Annotated in this window: 20 protein-coding genes and 1 tRNA gene; 13 read left to right on the forward strand and 8 right to left on the reverse strand. The window is 56.6% G+C overall.

Annotated elements, in window-relative coordinates:
- Positions 1–8 precede the first annotated feature (8 nt).
- From ACR0C3_RS05365 to ACR0C3_RS05380, 4 genes are all read left to right on the forward strand, one after another.
- Entirely contained in the window at positions 9–1,871 is a 1,863-nt protein-coding gene (locus ACR0C3_RS05365; RefSeq protein WP_425085312.1) for a cation:proton antiporter domain-containing protein, read from the forward strand.
- Positions 1,872–1,975: 104 nt separating this feature from the next.
- Positions 1,976–3,571 (forward strand): aldehyde dehydrogenase family protein, encoded by a 1,596-nt coding sequence (locus ACR0C3_RS05370; protein WP_480757544.1) that lies wholly within the window; start codon positions 1,976–1,978, stop codon positions 3,569–3,571.
- Between the two features lie 134 nt (positions 3,572–3,705).
- Entirely contained in the window at positions 3,706–4,527 is an 822-nt protein-coding gene (locus ACR0C3_RS05375) for an SDR family oxidoreductase (protein WP_170329059.1), read from the forward strand.
- A 547-nt stretch (positions 4,528–5,074) separates the two neighbouring features.
- A complete protein-coding gene (locus ACR0C3_RS05380) occupies positions 5,075–5,455 on the forward strand; it encodes a hypothetical protein (protein WP_480757545.1) in 381 nt (126 codons plus the stop codon).
- Positions 5,456–6,011: 556 nt separating this feature from the next.
- Here ACR0C3_RS05380 and ACR0C3_RS05385 read toward each other — a convergent pair.
- The 5 genes from ACR0C3_RS05385 to ACR0C3_RS05405 form a co-directional block, all read right to left on the reverse strand.
- Positions 6,012–7,586 (reverse strand): relaxase family protein, encoded by a 1,575-nt coding sequence (locus ACR0C3_RS05385; protein WP_480757546.1) that lies wholly within the window; start codon positions 7,584–7,586, stop codon positions 6,012–6,014.
- Complete coding sequence (locus ACR0C3_RS05390; RefSeq protein ID WP_480757547.1) at positions 7,580–8,008, reverse strand: plasmid mobilization protein; 429 nt, start codon at positions 8,006–8,008, stop codon at positions 7,580–7,582. Before ACR0C3_RS05390 ends, ACR0C3_RS05385 begins: the two co-directional genes overlap by 7 nt.
- A 19-nt stretch (positions 8,009–8,027) precedes the next feature.
- Positions 8,028–8,948 carry a hypothetical protein gene (locus ACR0C3_RS05395; protein WP_480757548.1) on the reverse strand — a complete coding sequence of 307 codons (921 nt, stop codon included), beginning with the start codon at positions 8,946–8,948 and terminating at the stop codon, positions 8,028–8,030.
- Positions 8,949–8,972: 24 nt separating this feature from the next.
- A tRNA-Pro gene (locus tag ACR0C3_RS05400) sits at positions 8,973–9,049 on the reverse strand.
- A 105-nt stretch (positions 9,050–9,154) separates the two neighbouring features.
- Positions 9,155–10,270, reverse strand: a complete 1,116-nt coding sequence (locus ACR0C3_RS05405; RefSeq protein WP_480757549.1) for a THUMP domain-containing class I SAM-dependent RNA methyltransferase — start codon at positions 10,268–10,270, stop codon at positions 9,155–9,157.
- 296 nt (positions 10,271–10,566) lie between these two features.
- Between ACR0C3_RS05405 and ACR0C3_RS05410 the strand changes: the two genes are divergently transcribed.
- The 6 genes from ACR0C3_RS05410 to nqrF are packed head-to-tail and all read left to right on the forward strand — an operon-like array spanning position 10,567 to position 16,439.
- Positions 10,567–11,910: a Na(+)-translocating NADH-quinone reductase subunit A gene (locus tag ACR0C3_RS05410; RefSeq protein ID WP_480757550.1), complete on the forward strand. Its 1,344-nt coding sequence runs from the start codon at positions 10,567–10,569 to the stop codon at positions 11,908–11,910.
- A 5-nt stretch (positions 11,911–11,915) separates the two neighbouring features.
- Positions 11,916–13,124 carry an NADH:ubiquinone reductase (Na(+)-transporting) subunit B gene (locus tag ACR0C3_RS05415; protein ID WP_170472437.1) on the forward strand — a complete coding sequence of 403 codons (1,209 nt, stop codon included), beginning with the start codon at positions 11,916–11,918 and terminating at the stop codon, positions 13,122–13,124.
- Complete coding sequence (locus ACR0C3_RS05420; protein WP_480757552.1) at positions 13,117–13,944, forward strand: Na(+)-translocating NADH-quinone reductase subunit C; 828 nt, start codon at positions 13,117–13,119, stop codon at positions 13,942–13,944. Before ACR0C3_RS05415 ends, ACR0C3_RS05420 begins: the two co-directional genes overlap by 8 nt.
- Positions 13,944–14,597, forward strand: a complete 654-nt coding sequence (locus tag ACR0C3_RS05425) for an NADH:ubiquinone reductase (Na(+)-transporting) subunit D (RefSeq protein ID WP_152460184.1) — start codon at positions 13,944–13,946, stop codon at positions 14,595–14,597. The genes ACR0C3_RS05420 and ACR0C3_RS05425 overlap by 1 nt, the downstream gene beginning before the upstream one ends.
- A complete protein-coding gene (gene nqrE / locus ACR0C3_RS05430) occupies positions 14,597–15,205 on the forward strand; it encodes an NADH:ubiquinone reductase (Na(+)-transporting) subunit E (RefSeq protein ID WP_170377273.1) in 609 nt (202 codons plus the stop codon). The genes ACR0C3_RS05425 and nqrE overlap by 1 nt, the downstream gene beginning before the upstream one ends.
- A 10-nt stretch (positions 15,206–15,215) precedes the next feature.
- Positions 15,216–16,439: an NADH:ubiquinone reductase (Na(+)-transporting) subunit F gene (gene nqrF / locus ACR0C3_RS05435; protein ID WP_170659344.1), complete on the forward strand. Its 1,224-nt coding sequence runs from the start codon at positions 15,216–15,218 to the stop codon at positions 16,437–16,439.
- A 48-nt stretch (positions 16,440–16,487) separates the two neighbouring features.
- On the opposite strand, the gene tviB is transcribed toward nqrF, so the two are convergent.
- Positions 16,488–17,771: a Vi polysaccharide biosynthesis UDP-N-acetylglucosamine C-6 dehydrogenase TviB gene (tviB, locus tag ACR0C3_RS05440; RefSeq protein WP_480757553.1), complete on the reverse strand. Its 1,284-nt coding sequence runs from the start codon at positions 17,769–17,771 to the stop codon at positions 16,488–16,490.
- A 15-nt stretch (positions 17,772–17,786) separates the two neighbouring features.
- The gene (locus tag ACR0C3_RS05445) at positions 17,787–18,800 is read right to left on the reverse strand and encodes an NAD-dependent epimerase/dehydratase family protein (RefSeq protein ID WP_480757555.1); all 1,014 of its coding nucleotides are present in this window, start codon (positions 18,798–18,800) and stop codon (positions 17,787–17,789) included.
- 125 nt (positions 18,801–18,925) lie between these two features.
- On the opposite strand from ACR0C3_RS05445, the gene ACR0C3_RS05450 reads away from it, so the two are divergent.
- Positions 18,926–19,669, forward strand: coding sequence for a metallophosphoesterase family protein (locus ACR0C3_RS05450; protein ID WP_480757556.1), 744 nt, complete (start codon positions 18,926–18,928; stop codon positions 19,667–19,669).
- Between the two features lie 43 nt (positions 19,670–19,712).
- On the opposite strand, the gene ACR0C3_RS05455 is transcribed toward ACR0C3_RS05450, so the two are convergent.
- The gene (locus ACR0C3_RS05455; RefSeq protein WP_170472451.1) at positions 19,713–20,237 is read right to left on the reverse strand and encodes a CBS domain-containing protein; all 525 of its coding nucleotides are present in this window, start codon (positions 20,235–20,237) and stop codon (positions 19,713–19,715) included.
- A gap of 112 nt (positions 20,238–20,349) precedes the next feature.
- On the opposite strand from ACR0C3_RS05455, the gene ACR0C3_RS05460 reads away from it, so the two are divergent.
- Positions 20,350–20,535: a hypothetical protein gene (locus ACR0C3_RS05460; RefSeq protein WP_170377287.1), complete on the forward strand. Its 186-nt coding sequence runs from the start codon at positions 20,350–20,352 to the stop codon at positions 20,533–20,535.
- 66 nt (positions 20,536–20,601) lie between these two features.
- A complete protein-coding gene (locus tag ACR0C3_RS05465; RefSeq protein WP_480757558.1) occupies positions 20,602–21,627 on the forward strand; it encodes an FAD:protein FMN transferase in 1,026 nt (341 codons plus the stop codon).
- Positions 21,628–21,642 lie beyond the last annotated feature (15 nt).

Below are 21,642 nucleotides of genomic sequence, written 5' to 3' on the forward strand. Positions count from 1 at the left end.
CTGATTTCATGCTCATCACATTTTCATTGTTCTTTGCCGGTGCGATCGCGGTCCCGCTGGCGACGCGGTTTGGCCTGGGGTCCGTCCTTGGCTATTTGATCGCGGGCATTGCGCTCAGCCCCATACTTGGCGCGATCGGAGCAGACGTCATCGCTCTCCAGCATTTCGCCGAGTTCGGCGTTGTAATGATGCTGTTTTTGATCGGCCTGGAAATGAACCCACGCGAGCTTTGGGCACTTCGCAATCGAATTTTTTTACTTGGAGGCCTGCAGATCGGTCTGACGACCATAGCCTTTGCCTTGATCGCTCTCGTGCTCGGCCAGCCCTGGACCGTCTCGCTCGCTATTGGCTTGGTGCTCGCTCTTTCTTCAACGGCGATTGTCAATCAAACCCTGAAGGAGAAAGGCCTGTCACGCTCCGACGGCGGGCAGTCCAGTTTCTCTGTGCTACTCGCGCAAGACATCGCCGTAATCCCAATGCTGGCATTGGTCCCGCTTCTCGCCCTGCCGGAGCTTACCGAAGCGCTTAGCCACGGTTCGGGCCACGCAGACGATCACGCCGGCTCCGGGTTCAACATTTCTCTGGTTGAACATCTCAGCGGTTGGCAGACCGCCATCGTGACGGTCATGGCCATTGGTGGGGTGATTGTGATCGGACAATATCTCGTCACTCCCCTCTTCCGCTTTGTTGCCAGAGCGCGGCTGCGCGAGCTCTTTGTGAGCACAGCCCTGATGGTGGTACTTGGCATTGCGCTTCTGATGACAATGGTTGGCCTGTCGCCGGCACTTGGCACATTCCTCGCGGGTGTCGTTCTCGCCAGCAGCGAATATCGCCACGAAATTGAAAGCGATATTGATCCGTTTCGCGGCCTGTTCCTGGGCGTGTTTTTCATGACCGTTGGCGCCGGTATGGATTTCGATCTGCTCTTTGGCAGCTTCGGATCCATCATGGGGCTGACCTTTGGCCTGATCGCGGTCAAAGCCATCATATTGCTGGCTTTGGCACGGGTTTTCAAAATCCGAGGCAGCGACCAATGGCTCTTTGGTCTGGGTCTCGCGCAGGCAGGTGAGTTCGGCTTTGTTTTGCTCTCCTTCACCGTTGCAAATGCCGTCATCCCTGGCGGTGTCGCCGACACTTTGTTGTTGGTGGTTGCGCTCTCAATGCTGGCAACACCGCTGATGTTTATCGTCTATGAGCGTTTGATCGTACCGCGCTACATTTCTGATGAGGACACCGCATCAGACGAGATCGAAGATCACTCGGGTATCATCATCGCCGGGCATGGACGCGTTGGCGGAATCGTCAATATCGCATTGCGTGCGTCTGGCTATGAGACGACTGTCGTTGATTACAGCAGCCAGCAATTGGAGATGCTGCGCCTAATCGACCTCAAAGTGTACTATGGAGATGCCACTCGCCACGACCTCCTGAAAGCTGCGGGCATCGACGAAGCCAAGCTTTTGATTGTTGCCATTGATGGCAAGGATCAAACCACTGAGCTCGTCCGTTATGTTTGCGAAACCCATCCAAATGTACATGTGATTGCCCGTGCCTATGACCGCATTCACGTCTTCGATCTGTGGGATGCAGGGTGCCGCGACATCATCCGTGAAACCTATGACAGCTCGATACGCACTGCGCGATCAGCGTTGGAGGCTCTGGGGCATAGCAAAGACGCCGCAGGACGCATGATGGATGAGTATGACGCGTTTGAGCGAACCCGCATGTTGGAGACGGCTGAGCTTCACAAGCCTGGCGTCGCAATACATGAAAACGAGGAAATGGTCGCCAAATATCAGGAGACGCAAAGTGAGTGGGAGGCCGAGCTTCGGGACCGCGTCCACAGGGCGAAGACAAATCGAGCAGAGTGATCCGTCCTCTTCGGCAAGTCTAATGGCACCAAATGATATTGTTGGTTTTTTGAGTGCTTGTTAGAAATTTCTGTGAATTCAATCTATTACCTAAGGAACTGCCCATGAAAGCGCAGGACGCATTTGACAGCCTCAATCCGACAGCATGGGCCGAAACCTCGGTCGTGGAACGGCTAGCCCTTATTGTGGAGATTCAGGAGAACATCCTGAAATACTGCGATGAATTGGGCACCGCCGATGCAGCGATGAAGAATGAACAGGTTGGCGCAGAGGGCGTTTCTCACTCAGAAGGGATTGTCACGACCGTCAACGCAATGGGCAATACGCTGATGGGGATCCGGCATCTCCATGAGTCGCTTGTGCACGGAGAATTGCCAAAGCCAATCGGTATCAAGCAGTTGCCGGATGATCGCTCCGAGATCGAGGTTTTTCCGCTCTACAAGAAAGACAAGCTGATTGCAGGCAAAGTAAGAGGCTTCCTGCATGTCGCCGGTGAGCCAAAGCAGGTCAATCCCCTCGATAGGCCTGCCGGCATTATCGCGGTCTCTGGAGCCGGCAACTACAGCTCCTCCATCGAGATCGCGATGGCGCTCTTTCTCGAAAACAAAGCCGTGATCCACAAGCCGCACCAGCTGAACGAAGAGTCTGACAAGGTGTGGGCGAAGATTTTCGCCCCGCTCATCGAGCGTGGCGCGCTGGCTTTCATCGACGGCGATCAAGGACGCGAAATGTCCGCCCTCGAGGGGCTTCACTCGATTTACTTTACCGGATCGACCGGCGTCGCCCACGCGATCCAGAACGCAGCGAGCGCTCCGCTCGTTTCAGAGTGTGGTGGCAACAACCCCTGCCTCATCGTTCCGGGGAAGTGGACTGACAAGGAAATCGAGCATTGGGCGATCCAACTGGCATCGGTCGGCAAGCTTAATGGCGGCGCGGTTTGCGGACGGCCACAAACGATCATCACGTCGAAGAACTGGCCGCAGCGCGATCAGTTCATCAAGGCGTTGCGCAATGCGATCTCTGAGACAACTTTCGGGACCTCTACTTACTATCCAGGTGTTGATAAGACCAAGGAAGCGTTCCTCGAGAACCAGCCAACCGCAGAGGTATTGAAACCCGAAGGCGGCAACCACCCCAACAGTGACTTCGTGTTCATACCGGGCATTGGTGAAGATGATTTTGCGGTCAGCAATGAAGCCTTCTGCCAAATCTTCAGCGAGCTTCCTTTGGATACGGAAAACGACGCAGGCGATTACCTCACCAAAGCCGTGGACTTTTGCAACAATCGTCTGCTCGGCACGCTTGGCTGCATGATGCTCGTGGACAATGACACCTTCAAAGCCAACGAAGCGGCTGTTCACTCAGCCGTTCACGAGCTCGACTATGGCGGTATCGCGGTCAACAATGTGCCACCCAATATCTGGCTCAATGCCTATCTGACATGGGGCGGTTGTGGTGAGACAACAGACGACTTTGTTTCTGGAGTAGGCAATTTTGGCAACGGTCTGAACTTCGAGAACGTCGTGAAATCGGTGATTATCGACGATTTTGGGGCGTCTGCCTTCGCCTTCACGAACCGGAAGCAAGTGGACCACATGTTGGTGAACGCGTCCAAATACTCGGTCGATCAAAGCTGGGGCCGGTTCGCCAAGCTCGCCGGGCAAATGGCCTTGGACAGCCTGCACGGCAAAGACTTTTGATGACGGCCCATTGATTCAACCCGGTGGGCATGAGGCCCATCGGGATCACTAAGAATGGCGTGATCTCTTGATTTGCATCGCGCCCGATTTCGCCAATCCGGCGAGGCATACATAGACCATGGCAGGAGATGAATATGACACAAACAATTCTAATCACAGGGTGCTCCAGCGGCATCGGGCGCATGACCGCCAAGTTCTTTCAGGAGAAGGGCTGGAACGTTGTCGCAACCGTGCGCTCCAACCCAAAAGATGATGACGAGCTGAACGCGTTAGACAATGTGTTGGTGACCGCTCTCGATGTGACCAACGAAGAGACCATCAAAGGCGCGATGGCTGAGGCGATTGAGCGCTTTGGCAAGATCGATGTGCTTTTGAACAATGCTGGTTACGGCGCATATGGCATATTGGAATCCACGCCCGAAAAAGCGATCCGTATGCAGTTCGACGTGAACGTCATCGGTGCGCTGCTGGTCACGAAAAACGTGCTTCCCTACATGCGGGCAGCAGGTGAAGGAACCATCATCACCATCTCTTCCATGGGCGGCAAAATCACCTTCCCGCTTGGCACGCTCTATCACGGTTCAAAATTTGCCGTAGAGGGCATGATGGAATCGCTCTCCTACGAGCTTGAGTCTATAGGAATCAAAGTGAAGCTGATCGAGCCAGGAATGATCAATACCAACTTTGCTGAAACAACTGGATCAATGATTAACTATGACCCGGAGCAGGCTGAGTATGGTCCCTTTATGGACAAGGCGCTCGCCGCTATGCAAGCCGCTGGCTCACAAGGATCTGACCCCATTATGGTGGCAGAAACGATCATGCAGGCCGCCACAGATGGCAGCGATCAATTGCGCTACATCGCAGGCCCGGATGCCGAGCAGGTAATCGCAGCCCGTAAGGCAATGGATGACGCTGAATACCTTGCTATGATGAAAGGACAACTGGGGCTTTAACTTAATCGTGAGCGGCCTCCCCAAACCGCTTTTCCCACCTACTTACAGCGCACGCCCACAGAGTCCACTATCGATGCTGGACACTTAGATCATTCCCCCAGACGACTTTAGCGGACGTTTGGTGACTTTGCAGCATCGGTTACAGTGGGCTCGGAGCTGCCATTCTCTGCGGTTGGTGCCGAATGGAAAAAGAGCCCAAAGTTGCCTTTACCGTGCCAAAAAATGCTGTAGGGAAAATCGGCAGGTCGCAGCCCAATGCGGACCTTGCAGGGAGCGTCAGAACCGATACTCTTCACCATTTCGAGTAATAACCCTAAGCGATGGCGAAAGACCGTTTGAATGAGGCCCGTTTTGTCGCAATCCATGGTTGATATGAAAGCTTAGACTCAAAGAATATGGTAACAATACCAGACTTTATTTCAAAGTACCTTGAGGGAAGTATGTGGCACACCACGTCCGTACTTCGGTTTGAGAAAATTCTAGATACAGGTTTCATTTTGTAGATCCCCCGTTGCCAGATAGTGAGCGTTATGGAGGCACGCCTTTTGTGCGGGCTGAAGGAGGGGTTAGCCTCTTTGATTTCCCTAAAGGCTTTGATTTGCAAGAATACGAAGCTGAGTTCTTCACAAGTTCTATTGGTGAGTTTCTCCCTTTCAAGAGACAATGGGGGCGATCTGTTTGGCTGCGAATAAACACCGATGTAGTGGCAGAGAACATCAAATCCGGGAGGGAAATCAGAGCCCTTTGGAAGTTAGAAGAATCGACAAAAAGATTTATGGCAGAGATCGAAAGTGCTCACCTGGGCGATATTCCAGTTGCCGCCATTTCTGATGCTTTCGAGATCGGTGCAGGAGACGACTGTTGGAGCAGGCGCTCACTGCGCCCTAGATCGCCAGAAACGCGCAAAAAACAGCCCAGGCCCACCTGAGTAGGATTACAAGTGAAACTCTATGATAAAATCGTTCAGGAACTAGTGGGACCGGAGGACGAGCCTCGATTTCTTGGTGACCGCATGAGGTGTCGATTCTGCGACGCCACAGGGTCAAAGGCATTTGGAAAAAGGACTAACGCTCATACGTTCCCACGATCTTTGGGGAACCGGAGTCTCTACTTTCTAGACGAATGCAAGAAGTGCAATACCGAAAAGTTCTCACGCTACGAATTCACTGAGAATACGCAGTTGAGCGCTAGGCTAGAACAACTTGGCCTATTTTGATCATTTTCGCATCGACCCCAAGTTCTGGTATCAAGTAGCCGTTTTTGGTCCTGAACACATTCCGCAAATACTGATTTCCGTCAGTGTCCATAAACAGACACCGTAAGTTGTAGCAATCGCCCCAAACCCCTGCAATTGCAACTAGTGGAATGCCTATCGGTAGCGAGTCGACTCTTTCAAATTCTCTGTAGTCAATCCCGCAGGCGCAGGATTGGCGGAAGCTCATGGTGAAGCGTTCGTGATGAGTGGGTATCGTCATTCCTTCAGATCAAAGATGGAAGCCGTAGTCTTGGTCTCGTTCAAGCAGCCCATGATTCAGCTCTCTTGCAGCAAAGTTTCGGCGGCTCTCGCTAGCTTCAAACTCGTCTGCAAGTTCTCTTCCAGCGTGGTGTAGTTCTGTTCTTCGGTCAGCAAGTCGGCCAATGTAGCTACGGACTTGAGATGTGATTTCATCAGCAGCTCGATGCACTGCGTTAAGCCATTTAGCCTGGCCTCGATCCCGGTCGTCGAGCGTTCTTCCAAATTGCGCAATTCCGAGGCGGAGGTCTCGCAAGCCGTCACCAACTGCTCGACGCACGCGAGCAAATCTCGCTCCAAGGCTGTCAGGGATTGGTCCATCTAGTTTGGCTCCACTCTGATGCAAGAAACCAATCGGCTCGCCACCGAACAGGTGCGCATGCTTGATGTTTCTGGCGGCAGGATCAAATAAGTCGCTCCCTCGTGAAGTACCGCCTGGATGCCCAACCTCTCTAGCTGCGTCGAGGCGGCTATCGTTGAGAGTTTCCAGCTCCACAGAAAAGTCAGTCCTAAGGTTGCTGCGATCAACACCATACAGGCCGTTATCACCGCCCAAGGTGAGATCTGAATCAGGAATTTGATCTTGTCGATGTGACTCTGCCAGGTCGTCCCGCTCCAATCCAAAAACGTGCGGGTATCGGCTTCGATTGTATTCCGCGCGAGTGTTACACATGCTTGAATATCGCTCCTGAAGCTCTGCAATTGAGAATCCATCAAGGCGGCGTGCTCTTTTCGGATCTTGTCCAAGTCCGCGTTCAATTTCTCGCTCAGCCGGGTCGGCTTGCCAGTCGTCATGGAAAATCTCTCCTTTCAATCGCCAGCGTTCGCCTGTGTCGGGGTCTTTGGCCGTGATGTAATTTTTGCTTACGCGGGGGATATCGAAACCTGCGTCGGTCAGAGCATCGACCATGCTTGCGCGGTCGGTGATGGTGCCGATGCTGATCTGGTCTAAGATCCATTCGTGGAGTTCTTCGCGGCCCTGTGCCCTAGTTGGGGCCTCAACGGTGGCTTGAACCTCCTGTGTGCGTTCCAGATCCATCGGATCGGCCCAGTCGTGCGTCTTGTTCATTAAGTCGCGCAGACTGTCATAGGCTGTCCGATAGCCAGGTGGCGCGATGTTGAGGCTTTTACCGGTTGTCAGCTCCAAACGCGGTGTACAGAAATGCAGCTCAACTCGGTCTTCGTGGCTGTGCCGGACCCAGAGCAAGTCGAATTGCTCACTGTCCATACCAGCGAATGCCAGTGCCTCGAAGGCGTTCATGACTTCGACCTGCTGGGCTTCGGTGGGTGCGTCCTCGCTGGCAAAGCTGATGACGCCCGCGCGGTAGGTCCACTGATTGCGACTGGCGTCGATCAGGGCCTCGGTGCGGGTGGAATCGCCGCGCAGCACTTCAGGCAAAGGATCGCGTATGACCGTCATGGGCTGGCCATCAGCATCGCGGATTAGATCGCGATTGGAGTCATAGGCCAAGACCTCACGCGTGACGAGATAGCCAACTGGACCAGCACCCGCGCCTTTGCCATTGGGAAAGAACTTGATCAGCATTGTCGTGCCTCATCAAGGATCTTGGTAAGCTGGCGTTCAATCACAACCAGTTGTCGGGCGACGGCCAGCGTATCCATGTCAACCCGACCAATCAGAAGCGCCCGATTCACAACCCGCGCAACCTGGTTGAGGTTACCGCCAATGCGCCCTAGTGCCAGGACCAGAGCGGGGTCGACGCGAGGCGCAGGCTTGCGACGACGTGCTTCCGTCAGACCCAAGGCTTCGCGCAAGAGGGTCGCGGCAGACACTCCGGCAGCTTCGGCTTTGGCGCGAAGCTCAGCCTTCTCAGCAACGCTACATCGAAAGACGAAGGTCTCGGTGAGCGGCGCTTTGGCGGGCGGCGTGCCTCCGCCGGTGGGGTTCGAAGGGGAGGCTTGCCACCCCTTGCAAGGTCCCGTGTCAGCAGCGCCAGCGTATGACATGGGTCGCCTTGCTCTTTGCTCAGACCGCATGGCACAGTTCCTGCTTCGATGGTGCAAACAGGGTCCAGCCTTCGGTGATGAGCCAGCTGCGCAACACGGGCCACTCGTTCTTGTTCGTTGGAGGGAACCTGCCGGGGAGCCAGTAGCCGCGCTCGTTGTTTTCGATGGCTTCAGGAAGTACCCGGTCGATCCAAGCACCAAACATTCGTTCGGTGAACTGCTCCCATTGGCGGCAGCCGAAAGATTGGCGCGAGACGAATTCGGGTTGCGCACTGCCCACGCGCGCCGAGTCGGATGGCCCACCATTCGGCAGATCCGGCTCAAGCGCGAGGTTTTGTTCTATGGATTGTTCTTTCTTTATATAGGAAAGATCACCCATGCGCCCTTTGTCTCTCACGGGCGAACCCTTTCGCCCTTCTGAAAGGCTCATCGGTGCATCCTTTTTCCTCCGGCGAAACGGGATGATTTTTGTTGGGGAGCGAAGGTCGTATTCTGTGTGATTGCCTGCGCCACGCCCTTCAGTTCGAAACAGCCAACCGAACTCGACAAGCTGTTTGAGGCAGCGTTTGATGGTTGCTAGCGACATTCCGACCAGGAACTCATCAAGCGTTTTTAGTGAGGGATTGAGTTGGCCGGTCCTGTCGTTGGCGAACTGTACCGAAAGCGCTGAGGCAACTACCTTAGTTGACGAGTTGAGGTCAGCGCATTGCAGAACGGCCTTGAGCCATTCAAAGCGATTGAGCCTAGACATATGCACCTCCCGCGATTGCGGACCGGCTGCGAATTTGGTATTCTGTTCGTGCAGATAAATTTGCATTACCGTTGAGGTGGGTGGCCGCCCCCTCAGCGGTTTTTCTTTCACTTTTCTTCGGAAACCAGACCCTGAAAACAGAATAATCCGGACAAAATCCGGGTATGCTGCTGCGGCGGCGCAGTTCATTCGTATTTAACTGATTGATTTTATTGGTCGGAGTGAGAGGATTCGAACCTCCGACCCCTGCCTCCCGAAGACAGTGCTCTACCAGGCTGAGCTACACTCCGACCGTGGCGGCGGGTCTATACGCGTGGGTTGGGATGCGCAAGAGGGTTTCTTGTGCGCGAAACTGGAAAAGTCCTGGCGCGTTCTGCTGGATTGGGCTGACCGCACTATTGCAAAATCTCGGTTCTATATAGGCGAATTTTCGTGCCGCCGTGATCGACGAACGGACCAGTGGGCAGAAAAGGCAGGCGCGTCGCGCGGGCGAGGGCAGGGGCGCTGGTGATAACGCCGACGCGCCACCCCTGGAAGCGGTTCATCAGCGTTTTGCCAAGGCTGCCATAGAGCGAACGCAGACGTTTTTCGTCACCGATCCGTGCGCCGTATGGGGGGTTCACGATAACCAGACCAGCGGGTCCGGGGGGTGGTTTGACATCGCTGACGGCACGATGCTGAAAACGGGTATGTTCCGCCACACCAGCCTGTTCGGCATTGACAGAGGCGGCCTCGACAGCGCCTGTGTTGCGGTCGGAGCCGTAGAACTGAAGGGGGCTCTCGGATGGGCGCCACGCGCTCCGCATTGCCTCCCACGCCGCTTTGTCGAACCCGGACAGCTGCTCGAAAGCGAAGGATCGCGAACGTCCCGGCGCCAGCCCAAGGGCGATCTCGGCAGCTTCAATAACAAAGGTGCCCGAGCCGCACATAGGGTCGAGAACCGGCTCCGTTCCCTCGAACCCGCATTCGCGCAGGAACATAGCGGCCATGGACTCGCGCATGGGGGCTTTGGCGACAGCGGTTTTGTGACCGCGCTTGTGCAGCGGTTCACCCGAGCTGTCGATCGACAGCGTGCAGAGATCCTTTTCGATGCGCAGTAGAACACGCAGATCGGCCTCGGGAGAAATCGCTGCGCCCAGGGTGTCAGAGATTGCGCCCTCAATACGCTGGCGCGCCGCCCCGGCATGGTAAATGCGAGACTTGCGGCTTGTAGCTTCGACCTTGACGGGCACGTCGGGGCGAAGAAAGTTCGACCAGGGAAACTTACGCGCGCGTTTATCCAGTTGGGCCAGATGGACGGCAGGAAAGCTGCCGATGCGCACCAGAACCTTGTTGGCACCGCGCAGGACAAGATTGGCCCGCCAGACCTCTGACCAATCGCCCGTACAGCTGACGCCGCCGGGCACGATACGTGCGCCTGCGAATCCGTGCTGCGTGGCCTCGGCGTAGAGCGGGGTTTCGAGGCCCGGTGTTGGCACCAGGAAGATATCAAGGTCGTGGGTCATGCTCATTTTTGTTGCTTACACCGGATGCGGCAGAGGTGCGCCCGGCAAAATATTGGTGTGTTAGCGCCAATATGAACATTCGATTAAGACAAAGTGACAAACAATAGATAATTTCGAGCCTAACGGGTTTGCGTTTCTGGTCGTCGGCGCGTAAAGGACCGACATCAGACACACGCCTGCGGATTCCGACCAGCAAATAGCTCTTTGCGACCCGGTCGGTTTATCATCCGCGCTATCAGATGCCTCTTCTAATTGGGCGATGATAGCTGGCGCAGGAGAGAGGCTTGGAAGACAGTAGCGAGATGCAAACTTTCAAACTGAAAAAAGGGCTGGAATTGCCGATCGAGGGTGCCCCGGATCAAACGATCCAGCCGGGGCCTGAATTCAGCCAGGTTGCGGCCTTGGGCGGCGACTATTTGGGGTTGAAGCCCCGCATGCTGGTGCAGGAAGGCGACGAGGTGCAGCGTGGTACCCCGCTATTCTGCCACAAGGACGTCCCCGAGGCGATGATGGTTGCTCCGATGACCGGCAAGGTCATTCAGATCAACCGTGGTGCGCGCCGCGTTTTGCAAAGCGTTGTGATTGAAATCTCTGACCCGAATGACGCGGGTGTTGATTTCTCGGGCGTGGGCAATGGCGACACGGCCGAGGGCGTGGCAGAAAAACTCTGCGCGGCGGGTCTTTGGACGGCGTTCCGCACACGGCCCTATTCGAAAATGCCGACGCCCGACACCAAACCGGCGGCGATCTTTGTAACGGCGATGGACAGCGAGCCTCTGGCCGCTGATGCCGCCGTAATCATCGCCGATGCAGGGGACGCCTTTGCCGCCGGTCTGGCGGCGGTTGCCAAGCTTTCCGATGGCAAGACCTACCTGTGCCACAAAGATGGCGACGCAGTTCCAGGCGCAGATGTTGCCGGAGTGGAAGCGGCGGCCTTCGCAGGCCCGCACCCTGCCGGTCTGGCGGGTACTCACATTCATTTCCTGGAGCCGCTCGCAGGCGACAAACAGGTTTGGACCATCGGATATCAGGACGTCATCGCGATTGGCCGCCTAATGCAGTCCGGCCATCTGGACCCGAATGTCGTGATCGCTCTGTCCGGACCGGGCGCACGTCAGCCGCGTTTGATCCGCACCGCCATGGGTGCCTCGACAGATGAGCTGACGAAGGAAGAGATCAACTTGGACGGAACACCCCGGATTATTTCGGGCTCGGTTCTGTCGGGTACTCAAGCCGAGGGACCGACCGCCTATCTGGGCCGGTTCGCACGTCAGATCACCATCATCCGGGAAGACCACGATCAGATTCCGATGGGCTGGATTCGTCCGATGCCGTCGAAATACTCGGTCCAACCGGTTCTGGGTTCGGCATTGTCCAACAAACTGTATAGTCTGACCAGCAACCTGAATGGTGGCCGCCGCGCGATGGTGCCGACAGGCGTGTTCGAGCGGCTGATGCCGCAGGATTACCTGCCGACGCAGCTGCTGCGGGCCTTGCTGGTGATGGACACCGATACCGCTCAGGCACTGGGTGCACTGGAGCTGGACGAAGAGGATCTGGGCCTTGTCGGCTTTGCCTGTCCGGCGAAATACGAATATGGGCTGGCGCTTCGCGACTGCCTCGCCAAGATTGAAAAGGAGGGCTGATCCAAATGGGTTTGCGCAGCTTCTTTGATCGGATCGAGCCAAACTTTACCAAGGGCGGCAAGTACGAGAAGTACTTCCCCATCTACGAGATGGTGGAAAGCTTCATCTACACTCCGAAAACTGTAACCACAGCCGCGCCGCATGCTCGGTCGTATATCGACATGAAGCGGATCATGACCTACGTCGTGATCGCGACGATCCCCTGTATCCTGTGGGGGATGTACAATACCGGCTATCAGGCGAACTCGGCCATTGCGCTGCTGGGGCCTGAATCCGCGACCGGATGGCGGATTGCTCTGCTGCAGATGTTTGGTATCTCGCTGGACCCCTCCAGCGTCTTTGCCAACGTGATGCACGGGCTCACTTATTTCCTGCCGATCTACATCGTGACGCTTGTCGCGGGTGGTATCTTTGAGGTCATTTTTGCCACCGTGCGGGGCCACGAAGTAAACGAAGGTTTCCTCGTTACTTCAATGCTTTACACGCTGATCATGCCTGCGACTGCGCCTTTGTGGCAGGTAGCTTTGGGCATCATCTTTGGCGTCGTGATCGGGAAAGAAGTATTTGGTGGCACCGGCAAGAACTTCCTGAACCCGGCTCTGGTCGGTCGTGCGTTCCTGTACTTTGCCTATCCGGCGAGCATGTCCGGTGACACGGTATGGACACCGGTCGATGGTTTCTCGGGCGCGACTGCCCTGTCCGTCTCCGCGTCGCAGGGCTTTCAGGCATTGGCCGCTGATGGCATAACTTGGTGGAACGCGTTCTTCGGCTCGATCCAGGGCAGTTTCGGTGAAACGTCAACGCTGGCCTGTATGATCGGTCTGGCCTTCTTGCTGGCCACGCGGATCGCCAACTACCGCCTGATTGTCGGCTGTCTAGCAGGCACGATCGGCTTTACCTTGCTGCTGAACCTAATCGGTTCGGACACAAACCCGATGTTCGCGATGCCTTGGTACTGGCACGTGGTCATTGGTGGGTATGCCTTCGGTCTGGCCTTCATGGTGACCGAGCCGGTTTCGGCCAGCCACACCAACATGGGTCGCTACATCTATGGCGCGCTGATCGGTATCATGGTTGTGATGATCCGTGTCATCAACCCGGCTTTCCCCGAAGGCATGATGCTGGCCATTCTGTTCGGTAACGTCTTTGCTCCGCTGATCGACTACTTCGTCGTCCAAGCCAATATCAAACGGAGGGCGCGTCGCCATGTCTGATACGCAATCCCCAGATCAAAACGAGGCTCCTAAAGGCGCGATCGCCAAGTTCCTGGCAGCCTCGCCGGACTCTGTCGGCAAGACGATTGTCATCGCGGTTGCTGTCTGCCTGGTCGCCTCGATGGTCGTGTCCGCAGCCGCCGTTAGCTTGCGCCCGGTTCAGGAGACCAACCGTCTGAAGGACAAACAGGTCAACGTTTTGCAGGTGGCGGGCGTTTATGAGCCCGGTATCGACGTGACCGAAGCCTTCGCCGCGTTTGAGCCTCATGTGCTGGAACTGGCGACCGGTGAGTTTGTCGATGATCGGTTCGACCCGGCCACGTTCGACGATATCGCAGCCGCCAGCGACCCTGAACTGAGCGTCGCTCTGGATGATGACCCAGCAGGTATCGGCCGCAAGTCGAACTATCGCGTGATCTACCTGCTGCGCGATGATGCAGGGGGCTTGGACAAGGTGATCCTGCCGCTGCATGGCTACGGTCTTTGGTCTACGCTCTACGGCTTTATCGCGTTGGAGAACAACGGCAACGACATCTATGGCCTTCAATTCTATCAGCACGGTGAGACCCCCGGCCTTGGGGCCGAGGTGGACAACCCGCGCTGGAAGGCGCTGTGGAACGGTAAGAAGCTGCGTGATGACAATGGTGATCTACAAATCACCGTGTCGAAGTCCCAGCCGGCCGCCGGACCCGACTTCTATATCGATGCGCTGGCGGGGGCGACCTTGACCTCGGTGGGTGTCGATAACCTGGTGAAATTCTGGATGGGCGATGCGGGCTACGCACCGTTTCTGGCCAAACTGCAAGCAGGAGAGCTCTGATGTCCCAGACCAAGAAAGAGATGCTGGTCGACCCGCTTGTCGACAATAACCCGATCACGCTTCAGGTGCTGGGCATCTGTTCGGCGCTTGCGGTGACCTCGTCGCTGCAGGTGTCGATGGTGATGGCGCTGGCGGTGATTTTCGTGACCTCGTTCTCGTCCTTCTTCATCTCGTGCCTGCGCAACCAGATTCCCGGCTCGATCCGGATCATCGTGCAGATGGTGATCATCGCCTCGCTGGTGATCCTAGTGGACCAGATCCTCAAAGCTTATGCGTTTGAGATCTCGAAAACCCTGTCGGTCTTTGTTGGCTTGATCATCACCAACTGTATTGTGATGGGCCGCGCCGAGGCATTTGCGATGAAGAACCCTCCGGTTGCGTCCTTTATCGACGGCATGGGCAACGGTATGGGCTACGGCCTGATCCTGCTGCTGGTGGGCTTCATTCGTGAGCTGTTCGGTGCCGGGTCGCTGTTCGGTGTCACCATTCTGGAGACCGTCAACAACGGCGGCTGGTACGTGCCCAACGGCATGCTGCTGCTGCCCCCGTCGGCGTTCTTCATCATCGGTCTGATCATCTGGGCCTTCCGCACATGGAAGCCAAACCAGGTGGAAGAGCGTGAATACAAAATTCAGCAGGTAGAGGCCCACTGATGGAAGGTCTGATCTCACTGGCCGTAAAGGCCATCTTTGTCGAAAACCTTGCGCTCAGCTTCTTCCTGGGGATGTGTACTTTCATCGCCGTGTCGAAGAAGATCTCGACCGCGCTGGGTCTGGGAATTTCGGTCATGGTCGTGCAGGCCATCACCGTTCCTGCCAACAACCTTCTGCTGAACTACCTTCTCAAGCCGGGTGCGCTGTCCTGGGCCGGGTTCCCCAATGTTGATCTGACCTTCCTTGGTCTGATCTCGTATATCGGCGTGATTGCGGCGATGGTTCAGATCCTCGAGATGGTTTTGGATAAGTATTTCCCGCCGCTCTACAACGCGCTGGGGATCTTCCTGCCGCTGATTACGGTGAACTGCGCCATCCTGGGTGGTTCGCTGTTCATGGTGGAACGGGATTACAACTTTGCCGAGGCAACCACCTATGGGCTGTCTTCAGGCTTTGGTTGGGCACTGGCCATCACCGCAATGGCGGGCGTTCGTGAAAAGCTGAAATACTCGGACATTCCCGACGGCCTGCAAGGTCTGGGGATCACCTTCATCACCGCCGGTCTGATGGCGATGGCCTTCATGTCCTTCTCGGGCGTGAAACTGTAAGGAGGGCAGAATGGAAACTTTTGGTTTAGGCGTTGCCCTTTTCACAGTGATCGTCATCGCGCTGGTGACGATCATTCTGGCCGCCCGTTCGAAACTGGTCTCGACCGGTGATGTGAACATCACCATCAACGGCGAAAAGACCATCTCGGTCCCTGCCGGTGGCAAGCTGCTGCAGACCTTGGCGGCCGAAAAGCTTTTCGTTCCGTCTGCCTGTGGTGGCGGTGGTACCTGCGCGCAGTGCCGGGTGAAGGTGCATTCCGGTGGCGGATCGATCCTGCCGACCGAGGAAAGCCACATCACCAAGCGTGAAGCGGCCTGTGGTGACCGTCTGTCCTGTCAGGTTGCGGTCAAGCAGGACATGGACATCGAAGTCCCCGAGGAAGTCTTTGGCGTTAAGAAATGGGAATGCACCGTTCGCTCGAACGAGAACGTGGCGACCTTCATCAAGGCTCTGACCCTGGACCTGCCCGAAGGCGAGGACGTGAACTTCCGCGCTGGTGGCTACATCCAGATCGAAGCTCCCGCGCACCAGTTGAAATATACCGATTTCGATGTGGAAGAGGAATATCGCGAAGACTGGGATCGCTTCAATCTATGGCAGTACGAGTCCGTCGTCGCTGAACCGATTGAGCGTGCCTATTCCATGGCGAACTATCCGGACGAAAAGGGCATGATCATGCTGAACGTCCGTGTTGCCTCGCCCCCTCCGGGATCCGATGGCATCCCTCCGGGTCAGATGTCGTCTTACATCTTCAACCTGAAACCGGGTGACAAGGTCACCATCTCGGGTCCGTTCGGTGAGTTTTTCGCCCGCGAAACCCAAAAAGAGATGGTCTTCATCGGCGGTGGTGCGGGCATGGCGCCCATGCGCAGCCACATCTTCGACCAGCTCAAGCGTCTTGAGAACCGTGATCGCAAGATCAGCTTCTGGTACGGTGCGCGGTCGAAGAAAGAGATGTTCTTTGTCGAGGATTTCGATCAGCTGGCCGAAGAGTTCGACAATTTCGACTGGCACGTTGCCCTATCGGACGCACAGCCCGAGGACGATTGGAAAGGCTATACCGGCTTCATCCACAACGTTCTGTTCGAGGAATACCTCAAGAACCACCCCGCGCCCGAGGATTGCGAGTTCTACATGTGTGGTCCTCCAATCATGAACCAGTCGGTCATCAACATGCTGCTGGATCTGGGTGTGGACCGCGAAGACATCATGCTCGACGATTTCGGCGGGTAAAAAAATAAACCGGCGCATTTTGCGCCGGTTTTCTTTTTTGGAACTGGGTTAGAGCCTCAAGTCACTCGCGTCCTTTGGCAGGCAGGACTTGATGTCGAACACCACGCTGTTGGGTTTGCCGTAGGCTCGGAATGTTGACGGATCGGTGTCTTTGTATTCCTGATGCGCGACGGCCAAAACGACTGCATCATAGGTTCCGTCCTGAGGGGAACTTGAAAGCGAGAGGCCGTATTCAGCCTCGGCTGCGGCGGGGTCGGCATGGGGATCGTGGACATCAACGCTGATGCCATAGCTCTGCAATTCCTCAATGATATCAACGACGCGTGTGTTCCGCAGGTCAGGACAGTTTTCTTTGAAGGTCAGGCCGAGAACCAGAACCCGCGCTGCTCCGACATTGATGCCGTTGCGGGTCATGCGTTTGACCAGTTGAGACACAACATAACTGCCCATCCGATCGTTCAGCCGCCGCCCGGCCAGAATGATCTGAGGGTGATGGCCCACGGCTTCGGCTTTGTGGGTGAGGTAGTAGGGGTCCACGCCTATGCAGTGCCCCCCTACCAGACCGGGGCGGAAGGGTAGGAAGTTCCACTTGGTCCCCGCGGCGCGCAAGACGGCCTCGGTGTCGATCTCCATCCGGCCGAAAATCATCGCCAGCTCATTCACCAGCGCGATGTTCAGGTCGCGCTGAGTGTTTTCGATCACCTTTGCAGCCTCAGCCACGCGTATGCTTTCGGCCTTGTGCGTTCCGGCTTTGATGATCCGCGCGTAGAGCGCATCGACCAGTTCCGCCACCTTTGGGGTCGAGCCCGAGGTTACCTTGCAGATATCCGCGATCCGATGGGTCTTGTCGCCGGGATTAATCCGTTCGGGGCTGTAGCCGGCAAAAAAATCAGTGTTGAAACTCAAGCCCGAGGTGCGTTCCAGCACTGGTACGCAGTCTTCCTCGGTCGCGCCGGGATAGACGGTGGATTCGTAGATCACCAGATCGCCGGGTTTCAGGACCATTCCCACGGTTTCCGAGGCCGCGAGTAGAGGTGTCAAATCAGGTTGTTTGCCTGCGGTGATTGGGGTGGGCACCGTGACGATGAAGGTGTCGCACGCCGCAAGGTCGGACGCTTGCGTGGTGAAACTCAGACCCGATGCGGTGGCAAGGTCTTCGGGCTCGACCTCTTGCGTTGCGTCCTTGCCATTGCGCAAGGCGTCGATACGTGCGGCATTGATATCAAACCCGACCACTGGGCCGATTTTTCCAAAAGCGACCGCCAGCGGCAGGCCGACATAGCCCAACCCAATCACGGCGATTTTGCGGGCGTCAGGATTGGTTTCCAGCATTCTGGTCTTGGCCCTCTACTTGCCGTGATAGTCGCGGAACCACGCAATAAACTGCGCGATCCCGTCTTTGAAATTGGTTTCCGGTCGGTACCCTGTCAGGCGTTGTAATAGGTCAGTATTGGCCCATGTGCCGGGGACGTCGCCCATTTGCATGGGCATGTAGTTGCGGATGGCTTCTTTGCCGATCGCGGCTTCGATGGCTTCGATGAAATCCATCAGGCGCACCTTGTCACCATTGCCGATATTTACTACGCGGTACGGCGCGACGGGGGACAGACTGTCGCCGTCCTCGATCTCATCAGCGCCGGCGGGCCGCTCCGGAGGCACGTCGATCAGCAAACGGATGCCACGGACCAGATCCTCGACATTGGTAAAGTCGCGATACATGTCGCCGTGGTTGTAGATATCAATCGGGCGGTCTTCGAGGATCGCGTCGACGAACTTATAGAGCGCCAGATCGGGCCGCCCCCACGTGCCATAGACCGTGAAGAACCGGAACATGGTGGTCGGCAGGTCCCAAAGATGGGCATAAGAATGGGCCATCGCTTCATTGGCCTTCTTGGTCGCCGCGTAGATCGTCAGCTGCGTGTCGGCCTTTTCGACCTCGGTAAATGGCATATCCTCATTGGCGCCATAGACCGAAGAAGTCGAGGCCATCAGAAGGTGCTGAACCTTGTGCTGACGCGCGACCTCCATCACATTGAACGTGCCGACGACGTTCGAGTTGATGTAGCTGCGTGGCTCTTCCAGGCTGTAGCGCACACCGGCCTGTGCGGCGAGGTGGATGATCACCTCGGGCTGGAACTCATCCGCGACCTGCATCAGTCGTTCGTGGTTTTCCAGCATGTCTTCGGTGGTGGTAAAGCCGGGATTTTGCAGCAACATCTGGTGGCGACGCTGTTTGAGGGCGACGTCGTAATAGTCGGTCATCCCGTCATAGCCATGCACACGGAACCCTTCGGACAGCAACAGCTTCGCCAAGTGAAAGCCGATAAATCCGGCCGTGCCCGTGATCAAAACCCGCTTCATACATCCCTCACGCTTCGGCGACCCGTCTGCAATGTCTATCAAGGTTGCGCGCCCATTGGTCAACCGCCCGTTTCCGGACCGATTGCTGATTGTCCGTCGCAGCCGGTCAGAGTAGAGGTCTTTGCATGGTGACGGGCTGGATCAGAGGGCTGCTTGGACCGGGCGGAATGCGCGGCGCGGATGTGTCGGGCATGAGGCCCGAGGTGCCATTCGTTGCGGTCGGAGATATCCACGGACGTCTGGACCTGTTGCAAGCCCTGCTGCCGAAGCTCGACGAGGGCCTGCCTTGGGTGTTTGTCGGCGACTATATCGACCGGGGCGACTACAGCGCACAGGTGTTGCGGCAGCTGAAACATCTGAGTTTGACCTCGAATGGGCGTGTAACCTGCCTGCTGGGCAATCACGAAGAGATGTTACTGCGGTTTCTTGAGGATCCGTTCGGAATTGGCCCGCTGTGGATGAACAACGGGGGCGTCCAGACGCTTGCCTCCTTTGGCATACAGAATGTCGACGCCGACAAGGGCGATCTGGCAGAGCGTTTGCGCATTGCAATGGGCGAGGCGCTCGTGGACTGGCTGACCAATAGGCCCTTGATATGGACCAGCGGCAATGTCTCGGTCGTTCACGCCGCTCTGGACCCTCGGACATCAGCAGAAAAACAGGACCGGAAAACCTGCCTTTGGGGCCACCCCAAGTTCCGACAGCAGCCGCGCCGGGATGGTCAATGGGTGGTGCATGGGCACACGATCGTGGATCAGGCTCAAGTTCGGGACGGGGTGATTTCGATCGACACCGGCGCTTTCGCCACAAACTGCCTGACCGCTGCCGAGCTATTTCCCGGAGGGGTCACGTTCACGGCAACAACTTAGGTTGTCTGGCCCGAGGCGTCAGGTCGCCGCGGGCCGGGTTGCTTTAGCCTACGATCATCTGCTTCATGCGCAGCGCTTCGTATTCCAGCTCTTTCAGACGGAAATGCACCACGTCACCGATAGTGATCATACCGCACAAAAGTCCATCACGAACCACCGGCATATGACGGAAGCGACCCTCGGTCATGGTTTTCAGAACCGCATTCAACGTATCATCGGGCGAGCAACTCTGAACCTCCTTGGTCATCAGATCCTCGACCGATTGTGGCAGCGTCTGGCCGGGCGTGTCAGCCATCCGGCGCACGATATCGCGCTCGGACAGGATGCCCTGCAGCGCTCCGTTCTGATCAGTGACCAGAACAGCGCCGATGTGTTTTTCCTTGAGAATATTCACCACCGTGTGGATCGTCTCGTTCGGACGGACCGAGAACACCGCGTCGCCTTTCCCCTCAAGCAGTTTCGCCACGGTCGTCTGCGACTGCGACAGGTTCGATCCCGTCGACTGGCTGTAGGTGGACTTGTCCTGCTTGTCGCCGCGTGTGGGGGCCTGGTATGAGGTTGGGGCCATGGGCAATCTCCTTTTTGGTTCTTGCAAAGTCTTTCCCTTTCACCTTAGCGCAGCTAAATGGCCTGTATAGGGTGCAAATGCCCGCATCGGCGAAAACCCGGAGTCCAAGCCTGTGAGTGACATCTATCTGACACCGCCCATTGCTGCGCTGATTTTCTTTGTTGTGGTGGTCTGCGGCCATAATTTTCGCATGGTGTGGAAACAGCAGCCGGACGGGTGGCAGAAGCGGGCGTGGCTGTTCGGACTTCCAGCCGGGATCGGCCTTTTGATGTTGGGCTTTTTGCCGCTGAAGTTGTGAAGCCGGTTTGACTCTGACCGGGGTGGCTGGCATATGCCGGGCACTACTTTTCCCGGAGACTGATCCATGCGTCTATTGCCTGCGCTGGCCCTTGCCACCCTTTTGACTGGCTGCCTGTTCGACAAGGAACCCGATGTGGTGCGCCTGTCGGGTGAGACCATGGGCACGACCTTCAATGTCACTGCAATTGGCGAGGATCTGGATGAAACCGCGTTGGCTGCTTCGGTCGAGGAGACTCTCGCCGCGGTTAACGCCAAGATGTCGAACTGGGATCCGAATTCCGAGGTTTCGACCTTTTCGGCGTCCGCCAGCACCGACCCTGTTGCGGTATCCGACGAATTCGCACTGGTTCTGACCGCTGCAAATGACGTCCACGACAAAACCGATGGAGCCTTTGACGTCACCCTCGGCCCGTTGATCGAGCTGTGGGGTTTTGGCCCGCGCAAGCCCGAAGACCCTGTGCCGTCGGATGCTGATATCGAGGCCGCGCTGGCGGGCGTTGGACAAAAGCGGCTTTTGACGCTGGATGCTAAGGAGGGAACTCTGGCAAAATCCGAGCCTGAGGTTGGCATCAATCTCTCGGCCATCGCCAAGGGCTATGGCATTGACGCCGTCGCCGAGACCTTGCGGGACGCAGGCATCGAAAACTATCTGGTCGAGATCGGCGGTGATCTGGTCTCAAAAGGCCAGAACGACAAGGGCGAAACGTGGCAGATCGGGATCGAAAAGCCTCAGGCCGGGTCCCAGAGCCTGCAGCTGATCGTGTCGCTGGACGATCGCGGGATGGCCAGCTCGGGCGACTACAAGAACTACTTTGAACAGGACGGCGTGCGCTATTCGCATATCATCGACCCCACAACCGGGCGCCCGATCACGCACCGGACGACCTCGGTCACGGTTCTGGCGGAAAACGCCATGATGGCGGATGCCTGGGCGACTGCAATGCTGGCGCTTGGTCAGGAAAAGGGTATGCAACTGGCCGAAGAGCATAAACTTGCCGTGTATTTCATCTCGCGGGATGTGACAGGCGGCGATGATGCCTATATAACTTCGCACAGCAGCGCGTTTAAAGGCGCCCTGGGCACCAACTGATTGGTAGGAACCGAG

It is taken from the genome of Ruegeria sp. CK3, assembly GCF_056536565.1.